We start from the raw sequence: 26,147 nt of genomic DNA, 5'->3' as shown, positions 1-26,147 counted from the left end.
AGCCTGTCAGTCAGTCGAAATTTGACTGGCTTTTTTGTTTTGACTAGAAAACATTCACGAAATTACCCTTTTTGCGAGAAGGAGTAAACAATTTTTCCTATACAATAATAGTAGAAAGCTATATTTGGGAGAGTTAACTCATGAAAACGAAATGGTATTTGTTTTTCCTGACGATTGCAACGATTTCCATGCTTGTCTATAGTGCGGCGGGATCCGTCGTTGAGGCGAAGACTAAAATTGGCGTTTTGATGGTGGGTGACAGCCGACATGAAAAACTGACCGGCTTGAAAAAGGGTTTAAAAGACCTGGGGTATGAGGATGGGGAATTCATATTTATTGTAAAAAATGCGGGGGATCAGCCTGCGAAACTCAATGGCCAAATCGATGCCCTATTGGCTTCCTCGCCTGACATAATTGTGAGCATGGGCGGAGTTGAAACGATAAGGCTTAAGGAGCTTGGTGAAAAAAAGGGGCTCCAGGTTCCCGTTGTTTTTGCCGGAGTGGCAGCGCCGCAAGAATTGGGACTCATTAAGGATTATAAGCATCCCGGAGGAAAGTTTACTGGCATAAGCAATTACCATACGAGTATTACAGGCAAACGGCTCGAACTTTTAAAAGATCTCGTACCTTCGATAGGACGGGTTCACGTAATTTATGATACGGCCATTTCAGCCAGCAAAATCAGTCTGAAGGAAACGGAAACGGCCGCCGAAAAGCTTTCGTTAACAATTGTGCCCTGGGATATTAGGACCCCCGGCTTTGAAGGGAAACTGACTGCTGAAGCTAGGCCCGGTGATGCGCTGTTTATTTTGCCAAGCTTTAAAATCGAGTCGATGACAGCGGATCTTGCCAGATTGGCACATGAGAACAGGCTTCCATCGATGGGAATTTATAAAAACGATGTCAGCGGCGGTTTTCTGGCAAGCTATGGCGCTGGGTACTATGAACAGGGATACCAGGCTGCCAGGTATATCAGTCTGCTTGTAAAGGGGAACTCACCAGGAGATTTGCCTGTCGAGCTGTCTGATAATCTGCAATTCGTTATCAGCAAAAATGAAGCCGATTTTCTAAAGCTGGAACTGAACCCTGACTTAATGTCTATAGCCGATTATGACGGGGCTAAAGAAAGGGGAGGTTCCGGTGGTCAGTAAAATGAAACGGTGGATCTATTCCCAGCCGATCAGAAATAAAGTGCTGGCGTTCGGAATCCTCATGTCCTCCATTCCTTTGCTTCTATTAAGCTTGTACTATTTCATCCATACGAAAGCAGAGCTCGAAGACCGGATCAATGAAAGGCAAAATCTCGTTCTGCTAAACTTATCGAATGAAATTGAGCTCGAATTCAACCAGACGTTCCAGCATCTGCAAATGCTGTCGGTGTTAAGTGAATCAGCAAACAGCGACACCGGCTATTACGAGCTGCTTGACCAAAATGAATCAATAGAAGAGATTGTGAGAATTTCCGAGACCGGCAATGCGGAAAAAAGAGTGTCAAGGTATAACCTAAACCTTGTTGAGCCGAATGAAAAGTGGTTCACAGATAATATGTGGAAAGCATTCCAGACGGAAGAAAAAATATACGGCCAGGTGGAATTCAACCAATTTGGCCAGCCGATCATGAAGCTTGCGGTTCCATATAGTGAGAATGGCAAAAGAAAAGGCTATGGGGCAGTTGTCCAGCTCCAGAAATTGATTGGCAAAATCTCGTCCCAACGGCAGGACAATGATTCCTATTTGTATTTGCTTGATAAAAACGGAAAAGTGATCGCCCATCAGGATTACAGCCGGCTTTGGAGTAAAAACCCGGTTGCAAATTCCCGTTCTGTTTTGGGAGTGGAAGAACATATTCCGGGCCTTGGATGGACGCTAGTAATGGAACAGCCGAAGGAGGCTGCCTACTTTCCAATTAAAGAAATGATGCGGAACGGCCTAACAGTTGTGGCGCTGGTGACTCTTATCATCAGTCTGATCAGTGTCTACGCAGGACTTAATTTCACGAAGCCGATTATTTTACTCGACCGGGAAATGAATAAGCTGAAAGCCGGCAAAAAAATCAATCCTATTAAGGTTTTGCAGGAGGATGAACTTGGAAAGCTGGCTGGCACTTTTAATGAAATGAGTGCCGACCTGCAAGATAAATCCAAAAGGCTTGAACAGGAAAAGGAACAATTGAACGTTGTCCTGAACGGCATCGGGGCGGGTATGGCTCTTGTAACCGGAGACTATAAGTTTACTTGGATGAATCCGATGTTTAAAGAGTTGCTTGGCGAGGAACAGCAGAACCTTCCCTGTTATTTTGCCTTGGGAGATAGGGGGGAGCCCTGCCGCGATTGCCCGATTACTGAACCGGACTTCAATGAGAGCGGGGAAAGGCTGATCACCTTAAATAATCCTCAGGGTATGAAGAGAATTTACAGGCACCGCGTTTTTCCTTTGGATAATAAAATCGAGGGTGAAGGGGAGTTCCTGTTGTTTATCGAGGACGTGACAGAACAAAAGGAGCTCGAAGAAAAAATAGCCCAGACCGACAAGCTGGCGGCGCTTGGCCTGATGGCTTCAAGTTTTGCCCATGAGGTAAATAATCCTCTGGCAACCATCAGTGTCTATTCAGAAGACTTAATCGACCGGATCGGTGAGGAGAACGTGGGCGAAGAGGAAGTTCTTCGTTATTTGCAGAAAATCCGGGACAATACGGTCCGCTGCAAAAAAATAACCGGCAATTTGCTAAATTTCTCGCGCAAGTCAACCTGGAATGAAGCTTCGGTGGATTTGATTGAAACCATTCAAAACAGCGTCAGCCTTGTCGAACATTCATTGAAAAAGAACAAGATTGCTTTGGAACTTAGTGTCGAGAAGGACTTACCGCTGTTCAAAGGCGACAGTTTGAAATTGATGCAAGTGCTCGTCAATCTCTTGAATAATTCAATTGATGCGTCCGTGGCCGGAGGGAGTATTGGAATTTCGGCTAAAAGAGATAAAAACGATATCTTATTGTGTGTAAGCGATAGTGGGCAAGGCATCCCCGAAGAAATCCTGCCGCGGGTATTCGACCCGTTTTATACGACAAAGCCGGCCGGAAAAGGAACGGGCCTGGGGCTGTCCGTCTGCTATGGAATCATTCAGCAGTTTGGCGGTTCGATTAGCTTAAGTAGTGAAAAAGGAAAAGGCACCCTTGCGGAAATCCGGCTGCCAGCCCACGAACTAGTAAAGGAGGAAGTGCGATGAAAACGGCAAGGCTGCTGGTAGTGGACGATGAAGACGATTTAACAGAACTGCTTGTCATGAGGCTCAATAGGCATGGGTATTCAACTGATTCTGCCGTCAGTGCTGAAGAAGCGCTCCCGTTATTGAATAAATATTATTATGATGTGGTGATTTATGATATCCGGCTCCCCGGCATGGACGGAATCGAATTACTTAAAAGGACGAAAATGATCCAGCCTGAAACGGAAGTGCTGATGCTGACCGGACATGGCACAGTTGAAACAGCCATAGAGGCGATGAAAAATGGCGCATTCGATTATCTCGCCAAACCATACAATTTATCCGAGCTCGAAATCACGATCCAGAAGGCTCTTGAGAATAAGCTGTTAAAAGATAAAAATGACAGTATGAAAACCATCATCAGGCAGCAAAATGATTTTCAGATTATCGGGCAAAACCTTAAATTCCGTGAGCTGCTTGAATTGACGGAACGGATATCCGATAATGATCTGCCAGTCCTGATTGAAGGTGAAAGCGGTACGGGCAAGGAACTGTTTGCCAAAGCCCTCCATTATTGGAGCAGCCGTGCGGAAGAGCCTTTTGTTGCCGTGAACTCAGGGGCCATTCCCGAACAATTGCTAGAAAGCGAACTGTTCGGACATGTTAGGGGCGCTTTCACAGGTGCGGTCCAAGATAAAAAAGGGTTGGTTGAAGCAGCGAATGGCGGCACACTTTTTCTCGATGAACTCGGCGAAATGCCGCTTATGCTCCAAGTTAAGCTCCTTCGCTTCCTGGAGACCGGCGAATTCAGAAAGGTTGGCGATGTCCGCGAAAGGAAGGTAAGTGTCCGGGTTGTTGCCGCCACTAACCGGGACATGCAAAAGGAAGTGGAAGAAGGCCGGTTCAGGGAGGATTTATATTATCGGCTGAATGTCATTTCCCTGGCGATTCCTCCGTTGCGGGACAGGCCGGATGACATCCCGGTTTTGATAAGGCATTTTTTGCAAAAAGCGAAACAGCCGGGCATAAAAATAGGCGATAGCGCCCTCCATGCTCTGCAATCCTATTCCTTTCCGGGCAATGTTAGGGAGCTCCATCATCTGATTGAAAGAGGCCTTATTTTGTCAAGAGGCCCGGTTATCGAGGAGAAAGACCTAATGCTGCCAACGCGGTCCGACGGCCGGCCGGGCCTAGTGGATGGTAAAATTGCGACATTGGAAGAGATGGAGAAGGAGCATATCGGCAAAACTCTGGCGTTGATGAATTGGAATAAAATGAAGGCTGCTGAAGCATTGGGCATAAGCGTCAGAAACTTGTACAGGAAAATAGAACAATATGCGTTACATGAATAGCGTGCCATTTTGTCATGTGCCAAAATGTCATGCTTTGACAAAATGTCATGATAAAAGAGCAAGGCGAGGGAATAAACCCCCGAGCCTTGCTCTTTTTCATTTTGGCACACTTCTTGCATGTATGTTTAATGAAGAAAGAATTTAAAGGATGTGGTCAATTTGTTATCCAATATTGGAATCCCTGGATTGATTTTAATACTTGTCCTGGCACTAATTGTTTTCGGGCCGAAGAAACTTCCGGAATTGGGCCGGGCGGTCGGTGACACTTTGAGGGAGTTCAAGAAATCAACGCGCGCCCTTACCGAGGATATTGAAGAGGACATAAAAGAAGCAGCTGCAGCTTTGGATAAAAACGAAACGAAAGGATGATCAATTATGGGATTGTTATCAAAATTCACCCCTGATGTGAAAGATTTCACCAAAATGGTTGATAAAATTTTGCCTGATGCCGTAAAGGAACTTGATAAGTCACCGTACGACACGAAGCTTGGCGTGAATATGGCGAGGGATGCAAGAAAAGTCTTGAATGGATCCTTGAAAATCGACGAGTTCCATAAAATCTATTCCGCATCCCTGATCGGCGAATTCGGAAACCATTTTTCGGCAGCCCCTTCGGCACCGAAAGACAAAAAGTATACAGGGCCGAAATGGGGGATGGTCATCGACCTGCAGAAATGTGTGGGCTGCGATACATGTACCGTTTCTTGCAAGGCAGAAAACAGGACGCCCCCGGGTATGTCCTACAATGTCGTCCTTGAAGAACTGATTGGCGACTATCCTAATCTCGCTGTCGTAAACCTTCCGCGGCCATGCATGCAATGCGACAAGCCGGCATGCGCGCAAGTATGCCCGACGAGGGCGACATTTAAAATGGAAAACGGCATTGTCGCCATTGACAATGACCGCTGCATCGGCTGCCGCTATTGCATGGTAGCCTGCCCGTACGGCGCGCGGTCGTACGATTTCGGCAATAGCTATGAACAGGAAATGGTTGGCTTTGATGATGTGACAAGCCCCGAATACGGAATGGACCGCGGCAGCAGGGGTAAGAAGAAAATTCCGGAAGGGACCGTCCGTAAGTGCAGCTTCTGTTTCCATCGGCTGGAGCGGGGCGAAGAACCGGCATGTGTGGAAACGTGTATCGGTGATGCCCGTTACTTCGGGGATTTCAATGATCCGAACAGCACCGTTTCGAAGCTTGCAGCAAGTCCGCGCGCCTTCCGCCTCAAAGAAGAGCTTGGGACACAGCCGCGGGTCGTTTATTTGAAATAAACCCCAGGGGTCCTGAGAAGTTAACAAAAAATAAACGGCTTCATAGTGGGCCAGCAACACAAAATGAGAATAAAAAGTTTCTAGAAATGGGAGATGAAATAAATGGAGCTCAATCTTTCACATACAAAGCTTCAACAGCCCAGGAAAGGCAAAATGGGCACTCTCGAAAAAGTCTGGTGGACCGGACTTATGGCTGTCTTTGCAATCGGGATTTATTCAATCATTAAAGGCTACTTGCTCGAAGGGATGACCTCGACCTATTTATCGAATACCGTTCCTTGGGGCGGCTGGGTAGCGTTTTATATTTATTTTATCGGGATGAGCGCGGGGTCATTTTTGCTATCAACCCTCGTTTATGGTTTCGGTATGCACCAATATGAAAAAATCGGCCGGTCGGCATTGCTCTCAGCCATTGTCAGCATGATTACGGCGATGACCTTCATTTTCCTTGATATTGGACGTCCGGACCATATTCTCAATTCGGTTATTTATTGGAATGTAACGAGTACGATGTCATGGGAAATCCATTTTTACATTGTCTATATCCTGCTTCTCGTAACAGAGCTGTATCTATCGATGCGAAAGGATCTTGTCAGACTTTCTGATGGTGCCGGGTGGAAGGGAAAGCTCTACAGCCTGCTGGTTTTTAAAAAGAAAGATTGGTCTGAAGAAGATTTGAAGCGTGACCGAAAGCTTTTGAAAATCCTTGGCATCATTGGAATCCCGCTGGCGATTTTCGGGGTCCATGGCGGAACCGGCTCGATTTTCGCGGTATTGAAAGCAAGACCGTTCCTCAATTCGGGGCTGTTTCCAATGATTTTCATTCTTTCCGCGCTAGTCTCGGGAACGGCACTGGCCATCGCCATTTATGTCATTAAAAGCAAGGTGCAAAAGAAGCCGGTCGATATCCCAATGGTGCGCTCGCTCGGCGGGATGCTTGCTTTATTCCTGGCGATAGAACTTGCGATGGAATGGTATGAATTTTTGATCGGTGTCTATGGCCTTCAGCATGAGGAACTGGCTACGATCGGCCTGATGACAGGAGGCCCATGGTGGTGGAGCTTCTGGCTGTTCCAGATGGGGCTCGCGATGTTTTTCCCGCTTATCGTTCTGCTGATTAAAAAAACACGCACCTCAGTGAATTGGATCCTTGCTGCTGCAATCATGACGATTATCGGCGTCGTCGGCGTCAGGTTCAATATGGTCGTGCCAAGCTTGATTGTGCCGCAGTTAAACGGGCTTCCTGAAGGGAATTACTATCCGAATCTTTCGGAATGGCTGACAACATTCGGGCTGATCGCGATGTGCCTGATCATCTACACAATGGGGGAAAAACTTTTCCCGATTGAAGAAGAATCCAGTGAAAGTGACGTGATTCCAAATGAGTAAGGATATGAATCGGAGAGGATTTTTAAAAGCGCTCGGTACATTCGGGGCAGTAGCGGTTGTCGGCCCGGCATTCATCGGGCCTATCAAGCAGGTGCTGGGCGGTGTGTGGGTTGACACTCCGCATGGCATCGGCACCGAATACCAGGATTACAGCGCTGAAGATATTATTTTTACCTCATGCCAGCAATGCAATGCCAGCTGCACCATTAAAACATTTATCATGCCGGGCAACCCATCAGGGCCTTATTCTTCAATAGTCAGGAAAATCGCGGGAAACCAATACAGCCCTTTGAATATGGTCCCGTATGGCCATATCAATTACGATACTCCGCTTGAACAGGCTATTAAAGGCACTGGGGAAGTAGCGAAAATGGGACGCGGCTTCCGCGGCGCGCGCACTTGCCTGAAGGGGCAGGCGGGAATTCAGACAGGTTACGATGCTTTCCGCGTCCAAAAACCGCTTCGCAGAGTCGGAGAACGGGGAAGCGGCGTCTGGAAAACAATTAGCTGGGAAGCGGCATATAAGGAAATCCTTGAAGGAAGCGCTGCTATCGGCACCCCAGGCTTAAAGGGCATTTGGGCGTATGCACCCGAAGAGCAGGTAATGGGAGATTGGGAGAAGGTCCAGAATGGGGAAATGGACAAAGCTGCATTTGAACAAAAATACAAAGACGTTCTCATTGATCCAAACCATCCCGATCTTGGGCCAAAATCGAACCAAATTGCTGTCATGGCCGGCCATCGCCGGGAATTTATTGAACGGCTGACAAACGGAAGCATCGGAACCGCGAATTTCTATGACCACGGCGGCTATTGCGGAATAACAAGTGTCATGGGGAATGCGCGCTCCTTCGATGCGGAAAAGCCGAAGAAGCGGATGATCCCGGATTATGAAAATGCGGAATATGTCCTTGTCTGGGGAACGAACCCGATGACAGCGAACAGGGGGCCTACCACGTTCGCACCGCAAATAACGAATGCGATTCAGCGCGGCATGAAGATGGTCGTCATCGATCCCCGTTTTAGCAAAACTGCTGAAAAAGCCCATCAGTGGATCCCGGTGAAACCGGGCGGCGACGGGGCGCTCGCCATGGGCATGTGCCGCTGGATCATTGAAAACCGGCGCTATGATGAAATGTACCTAAGGAATCCGAATAAGGAAACAGCCAATATTTATGGCGAGGCTACCTGGAGTGATGCTTCCTATCTTGTAAATGTAGGCGATAAAAAACGCCCGTTCCTGCGGGCGGCGGATCTCGGGCTTGGCGGGGAAGAATACATCGTCCTCGAAAACGGCAAGCCTGTTCCGCACACAGCCGCTAAAATCGGTGATCTAGAAGTCGATACAATCATTAATGGACTGAAAGTGAAATCAGTTTTCACCCTGTTTAAGGAAAAAGCTTTTGAAAAATCGATGAGTGAATATGCGGAGATCTGTGATGTGCCTGAAGAGCAGATTGTCCAGCTCGCCCGGGAGTTCACTTCCCATGGCAAAAAGGCCGCCATCCATTCCTACCGCGGTCCGGCCATGCATACGAACGGCTATTACAGTGTTCGGGCCATCAATATGCTGAACCATCTGATCGGAAACCACGACTGGAAGGGCGGCGACACTTCCCTCAGCGCGAAATTCAAGGCTGTTGAAGGAAGATATGACCTTGCCTCTGTTCCGAAAGCGAATAAATCGTGGGGCATTCCAGTGACAAGGCATAAGGTTCCTTATGAAAAGACCTCTCTTTTCAAAAAGGACGGATATCCTGCGAAACGCCCGTGGTACCCGATCGGGAATAAACTCATTAATGATGTGCTGCCAAGTTCGGCTGAAGGCTATCCTTACAAAATCAAGGCATTGCTCATCAACCGGACATCTCCAATCATGGCGGGTCCGCGTTCTGAAATGCAGAAGGAACTATTAAAAGATCCGAAGGTAGTCGAGCTTGTTGTTTCCTCTGATATTGTGATCGGCGAATCAACGAAGTACGCGGATTTCATTTTGCCGGATTTGTCTTATCTTGAAAGCTGGAATGCGGAAGACATCTTCCCGATCATTAAGTATAAATTTGCCGGGGTCGTCCAGCCGGTAACAAGAATTGTCCCTAATGCCCGTCCGACTGAACAGGTTTATATTGATTTGCTGAAAGGAATGGGGCTGCCAGGAGTGGGGGATAATGCCTTTGCGGACGGAACCGGACTCCATACCCCGGAAGATTACTATCTGAAGCGGATTGCCAATATTGCATTTGATGGAAAGAAGCCTGTGAATGACGCGAGCACGGAAGAATTGGCCATTTTTGAAAAAGCGCGAAAGAAGGCACTTGGAAAATACTTTGATATCAATCTTCTTAAAAATGCCGTCAAGCCTGAAGAATGGAAGAAGGTCGTTTATGTCCTGAACCGCGGCGGCCGTTTCGAGCAGCCAGGGGATGAATATATCGGGAACCACCTGAAATACCAGTGGGGGAATCAAGTATATTTCTATGATGAAAAAGTTGCCGGCTTCAAGAGTGCTTATACAGGCAAGTTCTTTGAAGGCGTGCCGATTGTCGATGAAATCAGGCAGTATAATGGGGAAATCTATAAACCAGACATGCCGTTCCAGTTCATCAACTGGAAATCCCGCAATATGGGAACGCACCGGACAGAAGGCAATGCCTGGCTCCGTGAAGTCCGCGCTGAAAACTATGTATGGATCAACCCAGCTGATGCCGGCAAAAAAGGCATCAAGACAGGCGATGATATTTACCTTTTCTCTAATAGCGCAAAAGTGAAAACAGTCGCCCTTGTCACCCCGGGCATCAAACCGGGGGTCATCGGAGCGAACTTCAGCTTCGGGCATTATGCCTATGGCTCGGACACTGTTAAAATTGACGGTGAAAAGATAAAACCTGCTGAAAAGTACAGCCACCTGCCATTTGAGACGAACAAGCCGATGCAGGAAGAAACAGGCTATGCGCCAGCGCGCGGGAAAGGATTTTCCGTCAATGCGCTCGCAGACAGGGACGGCAGCTATTTCGAAGGCTATCTCGCCGATTTGATTGTCGGCGGGCCGGCCCAGCAGGATGTATATGTGGATGTGAAAAAGGCATAGAGGGGAAGGATAATAAATGAACAACATACAGGAAGAACAGCAGGGGCTCATCGCCATGGCCGATCTTTTCACAGCCATCTGGATGGGAGAATGGAACACATACGAGGATTTCTTCCAATCCATCCCGGTCGAGTTTCACGGCGAGCTCCCATTTCACGGCCATTATAACCGGGAAGAAGCCGATCTTTGGCTTCAAAATCATTTCAGCATCCCGGGGGAGCATTTCATCTCCCCATACTATTCAAGCTACCGTGCGCCTGGACAGGATGAAGAAGTGAAAAGGAACAGCCTCCTCCGCCTCATCGGAATGTACGAAAGAACAGGCTATTATTTCCCGCTTGAAAAGGAGATTTATCCTGACCATATAGCTGCCCTTACCGGCTTTGCCGCCTCTATACTGAAGGAGGAAGCGAAAGCGGCCGAGCAGGAAGACAAGGAATATCTTGACCAGCTGGGAAAGCTGAAGCGGGACGTTGTTGAAATATACCTGGCCCCACTTGTTTCATCCATTAAGGTGGCCGCACAAGGAAAAGTTAATAATCCTTTTGTGGATCAATTTGTTTTGTCAGTTTCAGAGTTTGTGGAGAAAGACCTTTTGGCAGAGCATAATTAAGATAGACTCATTAACCATTAAAAAACCCCGGAGCCCACTGCTCCGGGGTTTACAATTATTTCTTGCAGGCAACGAGAACTAGGCGCCCTTTGTCCAATTCTTTTTCGTACTGGGCCGCCTCATCGGCTGACAGTCCAAGAGATTCGAATTGCGCGCGGAGCTCGTCTCCGCGTTTTTTGAAAACATTTGTGACTGTGTTGATCAGCCCTTGCTCCTTCATGCCGACATCACCGGCATCAAGCGCATCCGCCAAATCTTCCTCACGGTCTTTATCATGGGCAAAAAGGTATACTTCATCTTTCGTGTACCCTTCCGTAGCCAATAACGAAAGCTTGTCCCTTGCCTGGACGCCATTTTCAACAACATCAACTTTATACATTATGAATTCCTCCTTCTATATTTGTTTCCACAGTTTTTATATAACCTTTCCCGCTCACGATAAACATGAAATTCAAGGAAACGTGCGCCTTATTTCGGTTTACCCCGTTTGGAATGGTAGAATGATAGAAAAAAGGGGAATAGGATAGAAAAGGAGGGATACGATGCTTGAGAACAATTTGCCGCCAAGCTGGTCAGAGCTGCTTGGACCGGAATTTGAAAAAGATTATTTCCAAAAATTGCGGGAATTTTTGATAGAGGAATATCGTGCGAAAACAATATTCCCTGAGTATCGGGATATATTCAATGCACTAATGCTGACAGGGTATGATGATGTGAAGGCGGTCATCCTCGGGCAGGATCCGTACCATGGCCCGGGGCAGGCGCATGGGCTAAGCTTTTCGGTTAAACCGGGCATCAATCCGCCGCCATCATTGAAAAATATTTTTAAGGAGCTATGCAGCGACCTGGGAATTGAGACGCCGGACCATGGTTATCTCGTCAAATGGGCCCAACAGGGCGTCCTGCTCCTCAATACCGTCCTGACCGTAAGGCAGGGGGAAGCAAATTCCCATCACGGTAAAGGGTGGGAGCAGTTCACCGACCGGGTAATCACCCTGCTGAACGAACGGGACAAGCCAGTTGTGTTCATCCTTTGGGGAAAGCCGGCCCAAGCGAAAATGGATTTGATTGATACAGCCCGTCACCGGGTCATCACCTCCCCGCACCCAAGCCCTTTTTCAGCAAGGAAAGGGTTCTTTGGAAGCCAGCCTTTTTCAAAAACGAATGAGCTGCTGAAAACGATGGGACAGGAAGAAATCGACTGGGAACTCCCTCCGCTCGAATTAGTAGAGGAAATCATACTGCCGCAGCATTCGTGAAGTTTAAATTTTTAGGCGGCCGGAGGCTTAAATGCTTCCGGTTTTTACGTGCGTGTGCCAGGGACGGAGGATGTGCGAAATAAATGGGAATCATGTAAAATGAAGTTGTTGTTTCATGCAGCTGCAGGGAGTGATTGATTTGAACATACATATCCAGACGCTTTTGGCAAAAATGGGTGAAGAGCTCGCGCTGGCAAAGTCGGCAGGAAAAGAGGAGTTGCTCAGGGAGAAGATTTCTTCGATTAAAACCTTGTGTGAGGTGATCCTTGAAGAAGGGAAGGGCAGCATTTCACAACCGTCCTTGACAGAAGCACGGCGGGAAATTCCGCTTGTCCATGTGCCAGGCAGCCAAGATCCGAAGCTTGAGGAAAGTGACGGAGCAAACGGCGATTCAATTTTTGATTTTTAGAAGGAAGGGTTTACTGAATGAAAACATTTATTATCATAGGAGCGATTAATGCATTCTTGGCGGTGGCGTTGGGCGCTTTCGGCGCGCACGGCCTTGAAGGAAAGCTTCCGGCGAAATACTTGGAGACGTGGAAGACGGGTGTTACATACCAAATGTTCCATGCGACAGGCCTTCTGGTCATTGGTCTTTTGCTTGGAAAGGTTCCCGCCAGTTCCCTATTTTCAACCGCAGGCTGGCTGATGCTTGTGGGCATCATTTTGTTCAGCGGAAGCCTTTATGTTTTGAGTTTGACGAAAATCAGCGTCCTTGGCGCGATTACACCGCTTGGAGGAGTCGCCTTTCTTGCGGCATGGGTATTGATCATTATAGGTGCAACAAAGTATTTATAGTATTTTTGCAAAAAAAGAGAGGAGAGCCGTCTGGAAAGATGCGGTTCTCCTTTTTTGCACAAGGAATCAGTTAGCGCGGCGGAAAAGAACTCAGACCGGCGCCGCCTCCCTGGAACGGATATTCATATTCGATTTCTTCATCAAAGGTGACATAATCAAGGTAGACCATCAAAAGCAGGTAGCGCATGCCGGTTTGCGGATCACTTAGGATGAGGTGGTCCCTCCCGGCAGCTTCGATGATACCTTTAAAGACCTGCTGCCTTTTCTGGTTATCCCTCGTCCCTTCGAAAGTCATATAAACGGTCGCCAGCTTTCCTCTATTAAGCCTGAGGATGTTTTCTACATACGACTGCTCAAGCGGCAGCATGCCGGGGATTTGCGGACCCGTTGATGGTGTACCTTGCGGAAAGCCTAAGCCTGAAGGCCCTCCGGAATAGGTAGGCACCCCTCCCCCCATCTGCCCTCCACCAAGACCCTGCTGCCCGAAGCCTTGCTGCTGTCCCGGAACCTGGCGGGCAGGCTCGGAATATGGCTGGAATCCTTGCTGCTGGCCGGTGTTATACCCATATGGATTCATTACATTCCCTCCTTAAAAATAAGCATAGGGAAACTGCCCAACCGAATGGGGCGGCCCCGCTGCGATAATGCCGATATCCACAGCCCCCACGAATGGCTTTTGCCGGGCAGGGGCGTGAAGATTCGCTACTTGAATCATATGAGAAGGGAAAAGGGTTTATGACAAGACCTCAATCTTTGGCGGCGGGGAATTTTGCACGCAAAAAACCCCGGAATCATTTTATCCGGGGGTTCAGCGATCATTGGGGATAAAACCCCACTGATGAATGTTTAGGTTATAAAGTCGTAGGAAGATTTAAACTGCCAGGAAGGAATCAATCTTGTCCTCGGCCAAAAGGTTGCCGACGAAGAAAGAGCCAAATTCGCCGTAACGCGCGCTCACTTCATCAAAACGCATTTCGTAAACAAGCTTTTTGAACTGAAGGACATCATCAGAGAAGAGCGTGACACCCCACTCGTAATCGTCGAATCCAACCGAACCGGTGATGATTTGCTTCACTTTGCCGGCGTACTGGCGGCCGATCATCCCGTGGCTGTACATAAGCTTCTTGCGGTCTTCCATCGGAAGCATGTACCAGTTGTCATTGCCCTGGCGGCGCTTGTCCATCGGATAGAAGCAAACATACTTCGCCTTTGGCAGCATTGGGTAAAGACGCGCGCGGACATGCGGGTTCTCATAAGGGTTTTCCCCGTCATTCAGATAATTGCTCAATTCCACAACAGACACATAAGAATGTGCCGGAATAGTGTATTCAGCCAGCTTGGATTTATTGAATTCTGTCTCTATTTCATTCAATTCCTCCATCGTCGGACGCAGAATCATCATCATGAAATCGGCTTTCTGACCGACAATCGTATACAACGCATGGCTGCCTTCCTTGTTCTCCATCGTGGCATTCCACTTTTCAACCAGGCCCTTGAATTCATCGATTGCAGCCTGGCGCTCATCAGCAGGCGTCATCTTCCAGGTTGTCCAATCTATACTCCTGAAATCATGAAGGCAGTACCAGCCATCAAGCGTTTTTGCAGCTTCATTCATCCAAATCACTCCCCAAAAGTTCTCAATAGTTCTGATTCATACACCCATCTACTATATCATAGTTTCGCCAAATTGCCCGGGAACATGCCCGGGTTGTCAATACATCGTTTAATAAGAATCAATAAGGGTTATTTTAATGAAGATGAGGATTGTTCTATGTCAATCTTTCTGAATAAATGAACATTTTTGCAAGTCGGGACTCGACCTTGAATTTTACTGCCACTGGAGTATGCTGAAGATATGAGAACTAAAGGAGGAAGTCGAACGTGAGCGATTTATTTTCGAATATTAAGCAGAAAATAACGGGCCATAATTTGAGGATTGTTTTTCCTGAAGGCTACGACGAAAGGGTTCTCCGCGCGGCGGGGCGTCTTGCCGCGGAGGGGATCATTACTCCGGTCCTGATCGGCAATATCGAGCAGGTTCAAGAAAGCGCCAGGAAGCTTGATGTCTCCCTTGAAGCTGCAGAAATTTATGACCCAGCCAATTACTTGATGATGGACGAGCTGGTCGCGGCTTTTGTCGACCGCCGGAAAGGAAAAGCCACCGAAGAGGATGCCCGGAAATTGCTTCTGGACGAAAACTATTTCGGGACCATGCTTGTTTACTTGAATAAAGCGAACGGGCTCGTAAGCGGCGCCTCCCATTCGACAGCTGATACCGTCAGGCCCGCGCTGCAAATCATTAAAACAAAGGAAGGCGTCAAGAAGACTTCCGGTGTATTCCTGATGGTCCGCGGTGATGAACAGTATGTATTTGCCGATTGTGCGATCAATATTGCCCCAGACAGCCAGGATCTTGCCGAAATTGCCATCGAAAGCGCCAGGACAGCAATGATGTTTGATATCGAACCTCGTGTGGCAATGCTGAGCTTTTCGACAAAAGGCTCCGCAAGATCACCTGAGACGGAAAAGGTAATGGCTGCTGTCGAGGAAGCGAAGAGGCGCGACCCGCTCCTTATCATTGATGGCGAGTTCCAATTTGACGCCGCGTTTGTTCCGGAAGTGGCCGTAGCAAAAGCTCCGGATTCAGTTTTGCAGGGAAATGCCAATGTTTTCGTTTTTCCTAGCCTTGAAGCCGGTAATATTGGCTATAAAATTGCCCAGCGTCTTGGCGGCTTTGAAGCGGTCGGCCCGCTGCTGCAAGGGCTCAACCGCCCTGTCAATGACCTGTCGCGCGGATGCAGCACGGATGATGTGTATAATCTCGCGCTTCTCACTGCCGCACAGACATTGAGGTAGAAATTGTCCGCACTGATTTCTAAGACAGCTTAAAAACTGAAGAAAGCCCAGCCTCTTTTAAATAGAAGGCTGGGCTTTTTGCTAGTAGCTTAGTTTCATGCCGCGATTTTACAAGGATTAAATAATCAGCAGAAGGCTGACCGCCATGACCGCCATCCCGGCGATCAGGCCGTAAATCGGAAGGTGGGTTTCATCATACTTTTTCGCCGCGGGCAGCAGTTCATCAAGGGAAATGAAGACCATGATGCCGGCAACAGCTGCGAAGATGATTCCGAACATGATGTCATTCAGGAACGGCATAAGGAACAGATAAGCGACAAGTGCGCCAATCGGCTCGGAAAGGCCAGACAGGAACGACAGCCGGAACGCTTTTTTACGGTCTCCTGTCGCAAAATAAACCGGTACCGAAACAGCGATTCCCTCCGGAATGTTGTGAATCGCAATTGCAATCGCGATGGCTACCCCGAGTTTAGGGTCCTGAAGGGCGGACGTGAACGTCGCTATCCCCTCGGGAAAGTTGTGGATGCCGATCGCCAGGGCAGTAAAGGTGCCCATTTTCAGCAGAGCGGCATCCTGAACCCCTTTTCCCGGCTGCATGTCCTCAACAGTTTTCAATTCATGGGGATTGCTTTGTTTTGGAATGAACTTATCAATTAAAGCGATTAACAGAATACCGCCAAAAAAACCGCCGACCGTAGCCCAATTTCCCCAATGATCGCCAATTGCCGCGACAAGTGCGGTCTTGGCCTTAAAGAAAATTTCAATCATTGAAACGTAAATCATGACACCGGCGGAAAAACCAAGGGTGACCGACAGGAATTTCGTATTGGTCGTTGAGGTAAAAAAGGCGAGCAAACTTCCTATCCCGGTTGCAAGTCCCGCAAATAATGTTAACCCTAAGGCAAATAAAACTTCTTCGGACACAATCAATACCCCTCTCGAAGCGAAAATTTAAGTGTATGGGCAAATAGCAACAAAGCTTCGTGCATACATATTCTGTTGTATATCCCTTCAACCAATATATTCACTTTACCGAAAATGTTTCCTTGAGTAAACATTTTATCTCATGGTGAACTAAAACGCACGAAAAATATTTTTTCCAAGGGAATTTTTTGCAAAATGGACAAGCTATCCTTCCCGGCTGCGCGGAAGCCACTTAATTGAAGGTGGCCGCTATGCTATAATAACGGGGTTGAACAATGAAATCGCCCACCGATTTAAAGCGTGGATTGGCGTAAAACTTAATACTATTAAGGTTTGTTTTCCTTGATTGTTGATTTCCACTCCGGGGACATGCTTTCCGCGGGGCGAAGCATCTACCTGAATTTGCTTCGTGCAGCTTTGCGACGAGCTGAAAGTTCACTTCCTCGAATAGTCTATGGCGCAGGAGCAGTCTTTTTGGAGCCTCCTCGGCGTCATAGACGCCTGCGGGGTCTCCACGTGCCGCTACATCCCGCCGGAGTCAGTCCCCTCCGTTCCAATCAACTTCATTGAATATCAATTTTCAACTTTGACTAATCTCTTTATAAACCTAAAATATGCAGGAGGCCGTTTATGTTGAATGAGGCACTCACTTTGCTCCGCCAGGACCAATGGCGGCTGATTGACCAATCTACAACCGGCATTTTAATGCCTGCAATCGAATCGTTCGCGATTGACGATACATTATGTGCCTCGGTCGGTTCGCACCTCGCACCGGCAACCGCCCGCACCTGGGTCCACCGCGATACCGTCGTTCTTGGCATCCAGGACACAAAGCTTCCCAATCTTGAAGAAGGCGTGGAGTTTCTCCGCAGCCGCGGATATGAAGTAATTGTCCGGAATTCAGGCGGGCTTGCTGTCGCCCTTGATGAGGGCGTCCTGAATATCTCCCTTATTTTGCCCGAAAAGGAAAGGAGCATTGATATCAATCGCGGCTATGATGCGATGTGGATGCTGATCCGGCAAATGTTCGGCGATTTCGGCAAAACAATTGAAGCGAGGGAAATCATCGGGTCCTACTGCCCAGGAAGCTACGATTTGAGTATCGGCGGCAGGAAGTTCGCTGGCATCTCCCAGCGCCGGCTCCGCAAAGGGGTGGCTGTGCAGATCTACTTAAGCGTGGAAAAAAGCAGTGGCACGCGGGCCGAACTGATTCGCGATTTTTATTCCATCGCCCTTCAGGGGGAGAAGACCAAATTCGTTTATCCCGAAGTTAGACCTGAGGTGATGGCGAGCCTATCGGAATTGTTCGGCGTCCCGCTCACCGTCCAGGATGTGATGCTAAGGCTCCTCCGGCAGCTGAAAGAAAACAGCGGCCTTCTTTATTCAGGGCAGCTGACCCCGCATGAACTGGATCTCCTCCCCGGTTATTACACGAGGATTCTTGACCGGAATACAGAACTGACAAAGCCGTAAACCCTTGAATGGGCTTACGGCTTTTCATTGTTCTTTTGCGGATATTCGGGTTTTAATTTTCGTAGATTACTCTGCTACTTTTTCCAGATTCCCGTTCCGGTCCATTTTGAACGTCGTCGCAGGGCGCTCTTCTTCTTCAAAAAGGACAAGCTTGCGCGCCTTGTTCATGATTTTCAGCAGCGTTTCATAATCTTCCTGAATGACGCCGGTATTTTGCTCGAGGTGCTGGATTTTTGCATCCATTTCCTCGTTTTGCTTCTTCAGATTGGCGATTTCGCGCTTCAATCTTTCATTCTCACTTTTTAAGGCTTGCGCATGCACGCTTGTACTATCGTAATTTTGCAAAAAGGCAATTACGGCCTGCATCGTCAATCCTTGTGGCGCTGCCTGGACAGAATAGCCTGGCTGGACTGCTGAAGTTGAAAGTCTGGCAGGATGGTTTGCCGTCGTTTTCGCATTCAGTTCCTCGACCATTTTTTCCAAATCGAACTGTTCCGATTGTTCGGAAACCGCGGGAGTCAGTTCCACTGCTGCTTCCATTGTGGTTACCGGGGTGCTTTCCATTAACACCGCATCAAGCTCGACGGGAGGCGTATAAAGGAGTTTTTTCTTGCCGCCCTGCTCTTTTCCGAGTATCCTTTGGCGCTGTTTCCGCTGCTTTTTCGCCAGCTGAAGCGCTTTTTCATAGTTATGGCGGACCACGGCATTCCAGCGGAATCCGCACGCGGCTGACGTCCTGTTCAGCCTGTCGCCGACTTCCTCGAACGCGTTCAGCTGGGTGCTGCCTTCCCTCACGTGGCGAAGGACGGTCTCAGCCAGCAATAAATCATCTTCCACTGTCCAGGCATCCTGGCGCACCTTCATGTCCAACAACTCCTTTTCAACATTTGCTTCTGTATTCATGAATAATCAAGCCTCCTTGTGCAAAAAAGTCCTATTCCTGCACTTGTTTTTAATTGTTTTATTTTCCTAGCATTATCTTGGACACTTTTTTTCTGTTTTATACAGGGAATTAAAAGGATAGTAGACTGTAAACCGCCGGACGGCTTGCATTGACGGCAAAGAAGCAGTAAAATACGGTAGGACATTAGCCAAAATTAACTGAGTTTTTAATATAGATTGATGAACGGAAAGGATTTGAATGGAATGCCAAATGAGTTCCGCGTGTGTGATGACTGCCAGGCAGTCAATCTGAAGACGCTCATTCCACGGCTGAAACAGCTCGACCCTGAAGCAAAAATTGAAATCGGCTGCCAATCCTACTGTGGCCCAGGCCGCAAAAAAACATTCGCCTTCGTCAACAACCGACCTCTGGCTGCGCTAACAGAAGACGAACTCATGGAAAAGGTCGGCAAAAAAATCAAATAAAACAACGCACCAATCACCCTTGCTGCCGGCAGGGTGATTTTTTGATGGACGGAGACAGTTCCGGTGCTTTATTGGAATCAGAATGAAGAGCTGGAACGGTTCCTGAGTCACTGTCGAAAATTGCCGTAGGTTTTTGCTGAAAGTGGGATGATTCTGTGTCGAATTGGGGATATAATAGAGAGAAGTTTAGAGGGGCAGGGGAGATGGATGGGGTTTTTATCGGAAAAACTGAATGAAGAGAAAGTTTTTAAGGATCCGGTCCATCGGTATGTCCATGTCCGCGATAGGATAATTTGGGATTTGATTGGGACGAAGGAATTTCAAAGGCTGCGGCGGATTAAGCAGCTGGGAACGACTTTTTTGACGTTCCATGGGGCGGAGCACAGCCGTTTCAATCATTCACTCGGAGTATATGAAATTACCCGGCGGATTGTTGATGATGTTTTTGCAGGAAGGCCGGAATGGGATGAGGGCGACAGGCTCCTCGCATTATGCGCTTCACTCCTTCACGATCTCGGCCACGGCCCGTTTTCGCACGCGTTTGAAAAGGTATTCGACCTTGACCACGAGGAATTTACCCGGGCGATCATTCTCGGAAATACAGAGGTTAATAGGATTCTTGCGAGGGCAGGCGCTGATTTCCCGAGGCAGGTTGCCGAAGTCATCGCGAAAACATCGGACAAAAAGCAGGTCGTCAGCCTGATTTCAAGCCAGATTGATGCCGACCGGATGGATTACCTTCAACGTGACGCGTATTTTACAGGCGTCAGTTACGGATTTTTCGATATGGAACGGATTCTCCGCGTCATGAGGCCGCGTGAGGACCAAGTTGTTTTTAAACATAGCGGCATGCACGCGATTGAAGACTACATAATGAGCCGGTACCAGATGTACTGGCAAGTGTATTTCCATCCTGTATCGCGTGGGGCGGAAGTGATTCTGACGAAAATCCTCCACCGCGCAAAAGACCTCCACAGCCGGAATTATGCATTTAAGCATGATCCGCTGCATTTTTATTCGGTTTTTGAAGGGAAACTGACCCTTGAAGACTACCTAAAGCTCGATGAATCGATCATCCTCTACTATTTCCAAATGTGGCAGGACGAAGAGGATGCCATCCTGAGCGACTTATGCCGGAGGTTTGTGAACCGCAACCTGTTTAAGTTTGCAGAGTTCGACCCCGCCAAGGAATATAAAAAACTGGCCGAGCTGACTGGGTTGTTCCAGAAAGCGGGCATTGACCCGGAATACTATCTTGTTGTCGACTCGTCCTCGGACCTGCCGTACGATTTTTATCGGCCGGGGGAGGAAGAGGAAAGGCTGCCGATTAACCTTTTAATGAAAAATGGGGACTTGCGCGAGCTTTCGCGTGAATCGGAAATCGTCGAGGCCATTTCCGGCAAAAGAAGGACCGACCACAAGCTGTATTACCCGGCAGACATTCTGTCAGATGATTCTTCCAAAAAAAATATAAAAAAGCAGATTCGCAGCATTCTGGACTTTTAGAAGAGACGGGATTCCCGGGATCAAGTACCCGGAGAAAGGCAACTCCCGCCTTAAAAAGACGCCCTTTCATAAATAGGGGAGCAGGAGATGAAGAGGTTTGTTAAATGATCATGCAAGGCTGATGCATGCCGTAATGGTTTCAGGTGAGATTGTCGGACGTAAAAAATTGCAGAAAATGATATTTATCGCAAAAAAAATGGCCTTTCCTTTTCAGGAACGATTTCAGTTCCATTTCTACGGACCTTACTCGGAAGAGCTGACCCTCCGCGTCGAGGAACTTTGCAATATGGGCTTCCTTGAGGAATGCAAGGAAAACAAGGGCGGCTACAGCCAATACCGCTATTGCCTTACTGAAGCGGGCAAGGAGTTTTTGGGGATGAGCGGGATTGACATGCCGAACCTGGCCGATTGTCTCGCCGACATGAATGGGCAAAGCGCACGGTTCCTTGAGCTGGTCTCCACGGTTCTTTATTTTGACAATCTCGAAAAGCCCGAGGTGGCCGAGAAGGTCTTTACCTTGAAAAGCAGCCAGCGTTATACCCAGGAAGAAGTTGACGAAGCGTATGAATATATCCGCTCTTTAAAGGAAAAAGCTAAGCTCCACTAGAAGGGGCTTAGCTTTTATGGTATTATCGCAGGGATTCACAGGCGGCGGTAAGGTCTGGCCTATTGGTCGCTTGCCCTGACGCCAGCTTTCGCGTAATGGTTTTTAGCCATTTCCTCAATAATGACGGTGACGTTCTCTTTCGGAGCCCCGGCAGCTTCGACGACAGCGTCGGTCACTTTTTCGACGAGCGCTCTTTTCTGTTCATCCGTCCGGCCCTCAAGCATTTTCACGGTTACAATCGGCATAATCCATTCCTCCTCTTATGTAAGTGATTTCAGTTTTCCACAATTCGAAAAAAACCGCAAGCGGGGGCAGGCGATTTTCATTTCTCTGCCAAATTATTGTATACTTGAAGGAAAGTGTTGCCGGGCAAAAGAATGCAGCGGCTGCGCGGGCATTTTTTTGCATATAGATAGAAAAACCACACACAGGGGGAAAAACTTTGAGCCTTTTTCCGTATAATACAGTAGAAAAATTCGTCTTTGCCGCACTGACACTTGTCATTGCCTTTTCAGTGCACGAATTCGCGCATGCTTACACAGCCTGGAAATTTGGCGACAACACGGCGAAAAACCAGGGAAGGCTGACGCTGAATCCGGTTAAGCATATCGACCCGATCGGGGCGATTATGATTTTCGTCGTTGGCTTCGGCTGGGCACGTCCGGTTCCTGTCAACCGCTTCTTTTTCAAAAATCCCCGTTTAGCGGGAATCCTCGTTTCGGTCGCGGGTCCGATCAGCAACTTCATCCTTGCTTCAATCGGCTTTATCGTCTTTTTCAGTCTCGGCCGTTTTGGCGCTGATGGGGCGTTCGCGGAAACCATGCTCGAATTTTTGAACACATTCATCTGGCTGAATCTCGTCCTGTTCGTCTTCAACCTGATGCCGCTCCCGCCGCTCGACGGCTACCGCATAGTGGAGGATTTGGCCCCTGGCGGAATCCGGGCAAAAATGACCCAGTATGAAAACTACGGATCACTGATTTTTCTGATCCTCGTCCTGACGCCGCTTGGCGATTATACGATCTGGCCGGTTTTCAGAGTCATCCTGCCAGCAATAGCAGACGGAATGTATGAATTTTTCTTATCGTTTTTCATTTAGATTAGCTCAGTTTAAGGTGAGTGTTGATTTTAAATGAGTTGATTGAAACGGAGGGGGCTGACTCCGGCGGGATGAAGCGGCACGTGGAGACCCCACAGGCGTCATAGACGCCGAGGAGGCTCCAAAAAGACTGCTCCTGCGCCACAGACTATTCGAGGAAGTGAACCTTCAGCTCGTCGCAAAGCTGCACGAAGCAAATTCAGGTAGATGCTTCGCCCCGCGGAAAGCATGTCCCCGGAGTGGAAATCAACAATCAAGGATAGCAGAGCCTCTAGATTAAATCTGTGTTAATTCAAACTGAGGGCATATGCGGAGCAGGTGCCCGGAATGAGAATAGAGTCAGTTTTTGCAGGGAGGTAAAGGATAAAGTGGAACAAAAAAAGAAAAAAGTCGGGTTTAACATAATCAAAACCGACCCGCTTGATAATCATAAAGGATTTGGTAAAGGGTCGCTGACGCTCGATAATATTTCACCGGTCATCATCGATGTGGAAGAGGGCGAAGCGGTCATTGACGTCGGCGCCATGCACGCACGCAGCGTCGCCGAAAAAGGCATCAAGTTCTTGCCGAATAAAGAAGATGTCCCTGATGCGAAGCCATACTGGCTCATCTGGGTGACAATTGACAGGAACGAAAATGGCCCTTACTATGCCGGAGTGACAGCATGCGAAATGACCATCAACCGTGAAATCCGCCGCGGCTACAAGTCGCTTCCGGAGCATGTCAACCGGATGGACAAATCGCTCAAACGTTACATCATCGTCGACCATATGGACGACAAATCGAAAAAAATCCTCACCGATTTCTTGAAAGCGCACAACGAAGCGTTTTGGGAGAATTCCTCGGAGGAGCTGAAAAATGGGTTGGCTGTCCAGTAATCATGGATATCTCGCTTATGTTTGCTGGTAATTGAATAAAAGTGATTAACAAGCCTGTCCTTCTGGATGGGCTTGTTTAATTTAACTAAAGTGAATTTCGAAGATTGTTCGAAAAAGAACAGAAGGCAGCCGGATCATTCCGGCTGCCAAACTTAGTTCCTATTTTAGAGATTGCCGCCAAACGAGTCATTCTCCCCAATCCCAAAGCCGTTTATACCACGTTTTCCCGGGTTTGCGGATTTCGCCATCCTGTCCTTTTCCGCGGGTGCCTTCCTCAATGCTGCCATGCTCCAGATGGTCGGTGCAGTATTCGACTGGCTCGGTGCCGGATTCGAAATATGTGAAGCGCCGGACCGGGCATTCCTTTGTCGCAAGCTTGCCGTTCGCCACATCGACATACACTCCGGTCACACCCTCGCGCGGCACCTTGAATGGTTTAATTGGCTTGCCGTGCAACGCTTCCTCCATGAACCGGACCCAAATTTGTTTGGCATACGACTTTTCAGGGACGCTTTCAATTTTGCGAGCATCATCATAGCCGGTCCAGACCGCAGAGACGAGTTGCGGCGTGAAGCCGATCATCCAGCTGTCCGTCGGGGTGGAACCGGATTTACCGGCATATGGCCTTGTCATCCCTTTCAAGATAGTACTGCCTGTCACGTTGGCGTAGCCATTCAGTTTCGTGTCGAACACGCCCATCATCAATTGCGTCATCACATATGCTCTTGCCGGGTCGAGGATTTGTTCCTCGCTGTCCTCTTTTTCGTAAATAATTTTGCCATTGGCGGTTTCGACCCGGGTAATGAGCGTCGGCTCGACCTTCTTGCCGCCATTGGCGAACAGGCTGTAGGCATTGGCCATTTCGAGGACGCGTACTCCGGAAGTGCCGAGCGCCAGGGAAGGGACTTTTGCCATCGGAGTCGTCAGTCCGAATTTCGCTGCTTCATTAACAAGTGTTTCTTCCCCCAAAAACAAATGGGTTTTTACGGCATACACATTATCGGAGACAGCCAGTGCCTGGGCCAGAGTAATTTCGCCATCCGCATATTTATTGTTGTAGTTATGGGGCGTGTAATCTGGCTGTCCGTTTTCAAATCGGAAGGTAGTCAGCTCGCTCCTGACCGTTGTCGAAGGAGTGTAGCCGTGCCCCAACGCTGCGTAATAAAGAAAGGGCTTGATGGTTGAACCGGGCTCACGCTTTGCCTGGACGGCCCGGTTGAATGGGCTTTTTTCGTAATCGCGCCCACCGGCCATCGCTTTGACATGTCCGTTTTTCGGATTGACTGCGACAAGCGCCGCCTGTATGTCCGACCCTGAAGCAATGACGGAATTGATTTGTTTTTCCGCTGCTTCCTGCTGTTTTACATCAATGGTTGTATACACGCGCAGGCCGCCGAGGGCAATAGCCCGCTCGTTCAGGCCAAGCTGGTTTTTCAGGGCGGCGGCAACAGCGTCCTGGAAGTAAGCTGCTTTTTTAATTTTCCTGCTTGGGTCGGTCCCGGTAAGCGCAAGATTCGCCGTAGATGCCGTTTCCGCCTCGGCGGGTTTTATATAGCCATTTTTGGCCATCGCCTGCAAAATAATCCCTTGTCTTTGCTTCGCTCTTTCCATCGACGCAAACGGCGAAAACGCGCCGGGGCCTTTCGGAATGCCGGCGAGCATCGAAGCTTCCGCAAGCGTAAGGTCGGCGGCATTTTTGCCGAAATAGTACTGGCTCGCGGCTTGGATGCCATATGCCCGGTTACCATAATAGATTGTATTTAAATAACCTTCAAGAATTTGTTCCTTTGAATAATTCATTTCCAGCCTGATGGCGTAGAGGGCTTCTTTCAGCTTCCTCGTCCATGTTTTATCATGCTCGAGGAAAAGATTCCGCGCGTATTGCTGCGTGACCGTGCTGGCGCCCTGGACTTTCCCGAATGCTTTTATATCGGCAATCGCAGCACCGGCAATCCGTTTCAGGTCAAAGCCGCTATGTTCGAAAAATTTCCGGTCTTCAATTGAGATGGTCGCCTCAACGAGATAGGGTGACATCTTATTGAGCGGCACCCAATATCTCTTTTGCCCATAGCTGGTTTCGCCGATGACCGTCCCGTCATCCGCGTAATATAACGTTGATTGGGGAACGGCAAGCGGGGGCGGGCCAAGCACTTTGGCATAAACAAGAATCAGGAGCGCGGCAATTGCCAGGGCCGCCGAACCGAACAGGCCAAGAAAAAACGCCGCCCTCATATATTTGACAACTCTTTTGAACCCCTGCCCAGTCATCGTTTCCATCTTCTCACCCCTTCACTTTCCCTCAGGAAAAATCGCCCATAAACCGGGCCATACATACAGTATGAAAAGAAAGGGAGTTTTTTAAACATTTGCCAATCCCAACCGAAAGTTTTTCTTGCAATTTCACGTGTTTCCACTATACTTTTCTCATGTTTGCATTTACCGGTTTGGGGAAGTATAGCAA

The 26,147-nt window shown here is 48.4% G+C and carries 25 protein-coding genes; 18 read left to right on the top strand and 7 right to left on the bottom strand.

Annotation, left to right across the window (positions count from 1 at the left end; genetic code table 11):
- Positions 1–140: 140 nt before the first annotated feature.
- From BN1002_RS20095 to BN1002_RS20060, 8 genes are all read left to right on the top strand, one after another.
- Positions 141–1,151, top strand: a complete 1,011-nt coding sequence (locus BN1002_RS20095; RefSeq protein WP_048827306.1) for an ABC transporter substrate-binding protein — start codon at positions 141–143, stop codon at positions 1,149–1,151.
- A 1-nt stretch (position 1,152) separates the two neighbouring features.
- Complete coding sequence (locus BN1002_RS20090; protein WP_048828089.1) at positions 1,153–3,225, top strand: ATP-binding protein; 2,073 nt, start codon at positions 1,153–1,155, stop codon at positions 3,223–3,225.
- Positions 3,222–4,556: a sigma-54-dependent transcriptional regulator gene (locus tag BN1002_RS20085; RefSeq protein WP_048827305.1), complete on the top strand. Its 1,335-nt coding sequence runs from the start codon at positions 3,222–3,224 to the stop codon at positions 4,554–4,556. The genes BN1002_RS20090 and BN1002_RS20085 overlap by 4 nt, the downstream gene beginning before the upstream one ends.
- 159 nt (positions 4,557–4,715) lie before the next feature.
- Positions 4,716–4,925: a twin-arginine translocase TatA/TatE family subunit gene (tatA, locus tag BN1002_RS20080; RefSeq protein WP_048827304.1), complete on the top strand. Its 210-nt coding sequence runs from the start codon at positions 4,716–4,718 to the stop codon at positions 4,923–4,925.
- 6 nt (positions 4,926–4,931) lie between these two features.
- The gene (locus tag BN1002_RS20075) at positions 4,932–5,828 is read left to right on the top strand and encodes a 4Fe-4S dicluster domain-containing protein (protein ID WP_048827302.1); all 897 of its coding nucleotides are present in this window, start codon (positions 4,932–4,934) and stop codon (positions 5,826–5,828) included.
- A gap of 102 nt (positions 5,829–5,930) precedes the next feature.
- On the top strand, positions 5,931–7,217 hold the full coding sequence (gene nrfD / locus BN1002_RS20070; protein WP_048827301.1) for an NrfD/PsrC family molybdoenzyme membrane anchor subunit: 1,287 nt from the start codon (positions 5,931–5,933) through the stop codon (positions 7,215–7,217).
- A gap of 4 nt (positions 7,218–7,221) precedes the next feature.
- A complete protein-coding gene (locus BN1002_RS20065; RefSeq protein ID WP_231575067.1) occupies positions 7,222–10,305 on the top strand; it encodes a molybdopterin-dependent oxidoreductase in 3,084 nt (1,027 codons plus the stop codon).
- A gap of 16 nt (positions 10,306–10,321) precedes the next feature.
- Entirely contained in the window at positions 10,322–10,918 is a 597-nt protein-coding gene (locus tag BN1002_RS20060; RefSeq protein WP_048827298.1) for a molecular chaperone TorD family protein, read from the top strand.
- Positions 10,919–10,973: 55 nt separating this feature from the next.
- Here the strand turns inward: BN1002_RS20060 and BN1002_RS20055 are convergent, their stop codons facing one another.
- Positions 10,974–11,297 (bottom strand): YflT domain-containing protein, encoded by a 324-nt coding sequence (locus tag BN1002_RS20055; protein ID WP_048827297.1) that lies wholly within the window; start codon positions 11,295–11,297, stop codon positions 10,974–10,976.
- A 163-nt stretch (positions 11,298–11,460) separates the two neighbouring features.
- Here BN1002_RS20055 and BN1002_RS20050 point away from each other — a divergent pair, with 163 nt between their 5' ends.
- From BN1002_RS20050 to BN1002_RS20040, 3 genes are all read left to right on the top strand, one after another.
- Positions 11,461–12,177: a uracil-DNA glycosylase gene (locus BN1002_RS20050; protein ID WP_048827296.1), complete on the top strand. Its 717-nt coding sequence runs from the start codon at positions 11,461–11,463 to the stop codon at positions 12,175–12,177.
- A gap of 139 nt (positions 12,178–12,316) precedes the next feature.
- On the top strand, positions 12,317–12,586 hold the full coding sequence (locus BN1002_RS20045; protein ID WP_082036399.1) for a YwdI family protein: 270 nt from the start codon (positions 12,317–12,319) through the stop codon (positions 12,584–12,586).
- Positions 12,587–12,603: 17 nt separating this feature from the next.
- Positions 12,604–12,975 carry a DUF423 domain-containing protein gene (locus BN1002_RS20040; protein WP_048827293.1) on the top strand — a complete coding sequence of 124 codons (372 nt, stop codon included), beginning with the start codon at positions 12,604–12,606 and terminating at the stop codon, positions 12,973–12,975.
- A 70-nt stretch (positions 12,976–13,045) separates the two neighbouring features.
- Here BN1002_RS20040 and gerQ read toward each other — a convergent pair whose 3' ends face one another.
- Both gerQ and hemQ read right to left on the bottom strand, forming a co-directional pair.
- Positions 13,046–13,552 (bottom strand): spore coat protein GerQ, encoded by a 507-nt coding sequence (gene gerQ / locus BN1002_RS20035; protein WP_048827292.1) that lies wholly within the window; start codon positions 13,550–13,552, stop codon positions 13,046–13,048.
- A gap of 294 nt (positions 13,553–13,846) precedes the next feature.
- A complete protein-coding gene (hemQ, locus tag BN1002_RS20030; RefSeq protein WP_048827291.1) occupies positions 13,847–14,590 on the bottom strand; it encodes a hydrogen peroxide-dependent heme synthase in 744 nt (247 codons plus the stop codon).
- Positions 14,591–14,856: 266 nt separating this feature from the next.
- Between hemQ and pta the strand changes: the two genes are divergently transcribed.
- Entirely contained in the window at positions 14,857–15,831 is a 975-nt protein-coding gene (gene pta, locus BN1002_RS20025) for a phosphate acetyltransferase (RefSeq protein ID WP_048827289.1), read from the top strand.
- Positions 15,832–15,948: 117 nt separating this feature from the next.
- On the opposite strand, the gene zupT is transcribed toward pta, so the two are convergent.
- Positions 15,949–16,755: a zinc transporter ZupT gene (gene zupT, locus BN1002_RS20020; protein WP_048827286.1), complete on the bottom strand. Its 807-nt coding sequence runs from the start codon at positions 16,753–16,755 to the stop codon at positions 15,949–15,951.
- Positions 16,756–17,388: 633 nt separating this feature from the next.
- Here zupT and BN1002_RS20015 point away from each other — a divergent pair.
- Positions 17,389–18,228, top strand: coding sequence for an octanoyl-[GcvH]:protein N-octanoyltransferase (locus BN1002_RS20015; protein ID WP_331386406.1), 840 nt, complete (start codon positions 17,389–17,391; stop codon positions 18,226–18,228).
- 66 nt (positions 18,229–18,294) lie between these two features.
- Here the strand turns inward: BN1002_RS20015 and BN1002_RS20010 are convergent, their stop codons facing one another.
- Positions 18,295–19,092 carry an RsfA family transcriptional regulator gene (locus BN1002_RS20010; protein ID WP_048828088.1) on the bottom strand — a complete coding sequence of 266 codons (798 nt, stop codon included), beginning with the start codon at positions 19,090–19,092 and terminating at the stop codon, positions 18,295–18,297.
- 282 nt (positions 19,093–19,374) lie between these two features.
- Here BN1002_RS20010 and BN1002_RS20005 point away from each other — a divergent pair, with 282 nt between their 5' ends.
- The 3 genes from BN1002_RS20005 (at position 19,375) to BN1002_RS19995 (ending at position 21,709) form a co-directional block, all read left to right on the top strand.
- Positions 19,375–19,596: a YuzB family protein gene (locus tag BN1002_RS20005; RefSeq protein WP_048827284.1), complete on the top strand. Its 222-nt coding sequence runs from the start codon at positions 19,375–19,377 to the stop codon at positions 19,594–19,596.
- Positions 19,597–19,803: 207 nt separating this feature from the next.
- Entirely contained in the window at positions 19,804–21,102 is a 1,299-nt protein-coding gene (locus tag BN1002_RS20000; protein ID WP_048827283.1) for an HD domain-containing protein, read from the top strand.
- A 97-nt stretch (positions 21,103–21,199) separates the two neighbouring features.
- Positions 21,200–21,709 (top strand): YwgA family protein, encoded by a 510-nt coding sequence (locus tag BN1002_RS19995; protein WP_048827282.1) that lies wholly within the window; start codon positions 21,200–21,202, stop codon positions 21,707–21,709.
- A gap of 59 nt (positions 21,710–21,768) precedes the next feature.
- On the opposite strand, the gene BN1002_RS19990 is transcribed toward BN1002_RS19995, so the two are convergent.
- Positions 21,769–21,954: a 2-hydroxymuconate tautomerase gene (locus tag BN1002_RS19990; RefSeq protein ID WP_048827281.1), complete on the bottom strand. Its 186-nt coding sequence runs from the start codon at positions 21,952–21,954 to the stop codon at positions 21,769–21,771.
- A 197-nt stretch (positions 21,955–22,151) separates the two neighbouring features.
- Between BN1002_RS19990 and BN1002_RS19985 the strand changes: the two genes are divergently transcribed.
- Positions 22,152–22,808 (top strand): site-2 protease family protein, encoded by a 657-nt coding sequence (locus BN1002_RS19985; RefSeq protein ID WP_048827280.1) that lies wholly within the window; start codon positions 22,152–22,154, stop codon positions 22,806–22,808.
- Positions 22,809–23,176: 368 nt separating this feature from the next.
- Positions 23,177–23,686, top strand: a complete 510-nt coding sequence (locus tag BN1002_RS19980; RefSeq protein WP_048827279.1) for a YwhD family protein — start codon at positions 23,177–23,179, stop codon at positions 23,684–23,686.
- Positions 23,687–23,872: 186 nt separating this feature from the next.
- Here the strand turns inward: BN1002_RS19980 and BN1002_RS19975 are convergent, their stop codons facing one another.
- Entirely contained in the window at positions 23,873–25,963 is a 2,091-nt protein-coding gene (locus BN1002_RS19975; RefSeq protein ID WP_048827278.1) for a transglycosylase domain-containing protein, read from the bottom strand.
- Between the last annotated feature and the right edge of the window lie 184 nt (positions 25,964–26,147).

The organism is Bacillus sp. B-jedd (genome assembly GCF_000821085.1).
Classification (GTDB): Bacteria; Bacillota; Bacilli; order Bacillales; family Cytobacillaceae; genus Bacillus_D.
The sequence above is the reverse complement of the archived record's forward strand: the minus strand, read 5'-3'. Positions and strand labels throughout refer to the sequence as shown.

Excerpts from the sequence above, each read along its gene's own strand:
- BN1002_RS20095 (WP_048827306.1), top strand. The coding sequence starts at position 141 with ATGAAAACGAAATGGTATTTGTTTTTCCTGACGATTGCAACGATTTCC.
- BN1002_RS20090 (WP_048828089.1), top strand. The coding sequence starts at position 1,153 with ATGAAACGGTGGATCTATTCCCAGCCGATCAGAAATAAAGTGCTGGCG.
- BN1002_RS20085 (WP_048827305.1), top strand. The coding sequence starts at position 3,222 with ATGAAAACGGCAAGGCTGCTGGTAGTGGACGATGAAGACGATTTAACA.
- BN1002_RS20075 (WP_048827302.1), top strand. The coding sequence starts at position 4,932 with ATGGGATTGTTATCAAAATTCACCCCTGATGTGAAAGATTTCACCAAA.
- nrfD (WP_048827301.1), top strand. The coding sequence starts at position 5,931 with ATGGAGCTCAATCTTTCACATACAAAGCTTCAACAGCCCAGGAAAGGC.
- BN1002_RS20065 (WP_231575067.1), top strand. The coding sequence starts at position 7,222 with ATGAATCGGAGAGGATTTTTAAAAGCGCTCGGTACATTCGGGGCAGTA.
- BN1002_RS20060 (WP_048827298.1), top strand. The coding sequence starts at position 10,322 with ATGAACAACATACAGGAAGAACAGCAGGGGCTCATCGCCATGGCCGAT.
- BN1002_RS20055 (WP_048827297.1), bottom strand. The coding sequence starts at position 11,297 with ATGTATAAAGTTGATGTTGTTGAAAATGGCGTCCAGGCAAGGGACAAG.
- BN1002_RS20050 (WP_048827296.1), top strand. The coding sequence starts at position 11,461 with ATGCTTGAGAACAATTTGCCGCCAAGCTGGTCAGAGCTGCTTGGACCG.
- BN1002_RS20040 (WP_048827293.1), top strand. The coding sequence starts at position 12,604 with ATGAAAACATTTATTATCATAGGAGCGATTAATGCATTCTTGGCGGTG.
- gerQ (WP_048827292.1), bottom strand. The coding sequence starts at position 13,552 with ATGAATCCATATGGGTATAACACCGGCCAGCAGCAAGGATTCCAGCCA.
- hemQ (WP_048827291.1), bottom strand. The coding sequence starts at position 14,590 with ATGAATGAAGCTGCAAAAACGCTTGATGGCTGGTACTGCCTTCATGAT.
- BN1002_RS20010 (WP_048828088.1), bottom strand. The coding sequence starts at position 19,092 with ATGAAGGTGCGCCAGGATGCCTGGACAGTGGAAGATGATTTATTGCTG.
- BN1002_RS20005 (WP_048827284.1), top strand. The coding sequence starts at position 19,375 with ATGCCAAATGAGTTCCGCGTGTGTGATGACTGCCAGGCAGTCAATCTG.
- BN1002_RS20000 (WP_048827283.1), top strand. The coding sequence starts at position 19,804 with ATGGGGTTTTTATCGGAAAAACTGAATGAAGAGAAAGTTTTTAAGGAT.
- BN1002_RS19990 (WP_048827281.1), bottom strand. The coding sequence starts at position 21,954 with ATGCCGATTGTAACCGTGAAAATGCTTGAGGGCCGGACGGATGAACAG.
- BN1002_RS19975 (WP_048827278.1), bottom strand. The coding sequence starts at position 25,963 with ATGGAAACGATGACTGGGCAGGGGTTCAAAAGAGTTGTCAAATATATG.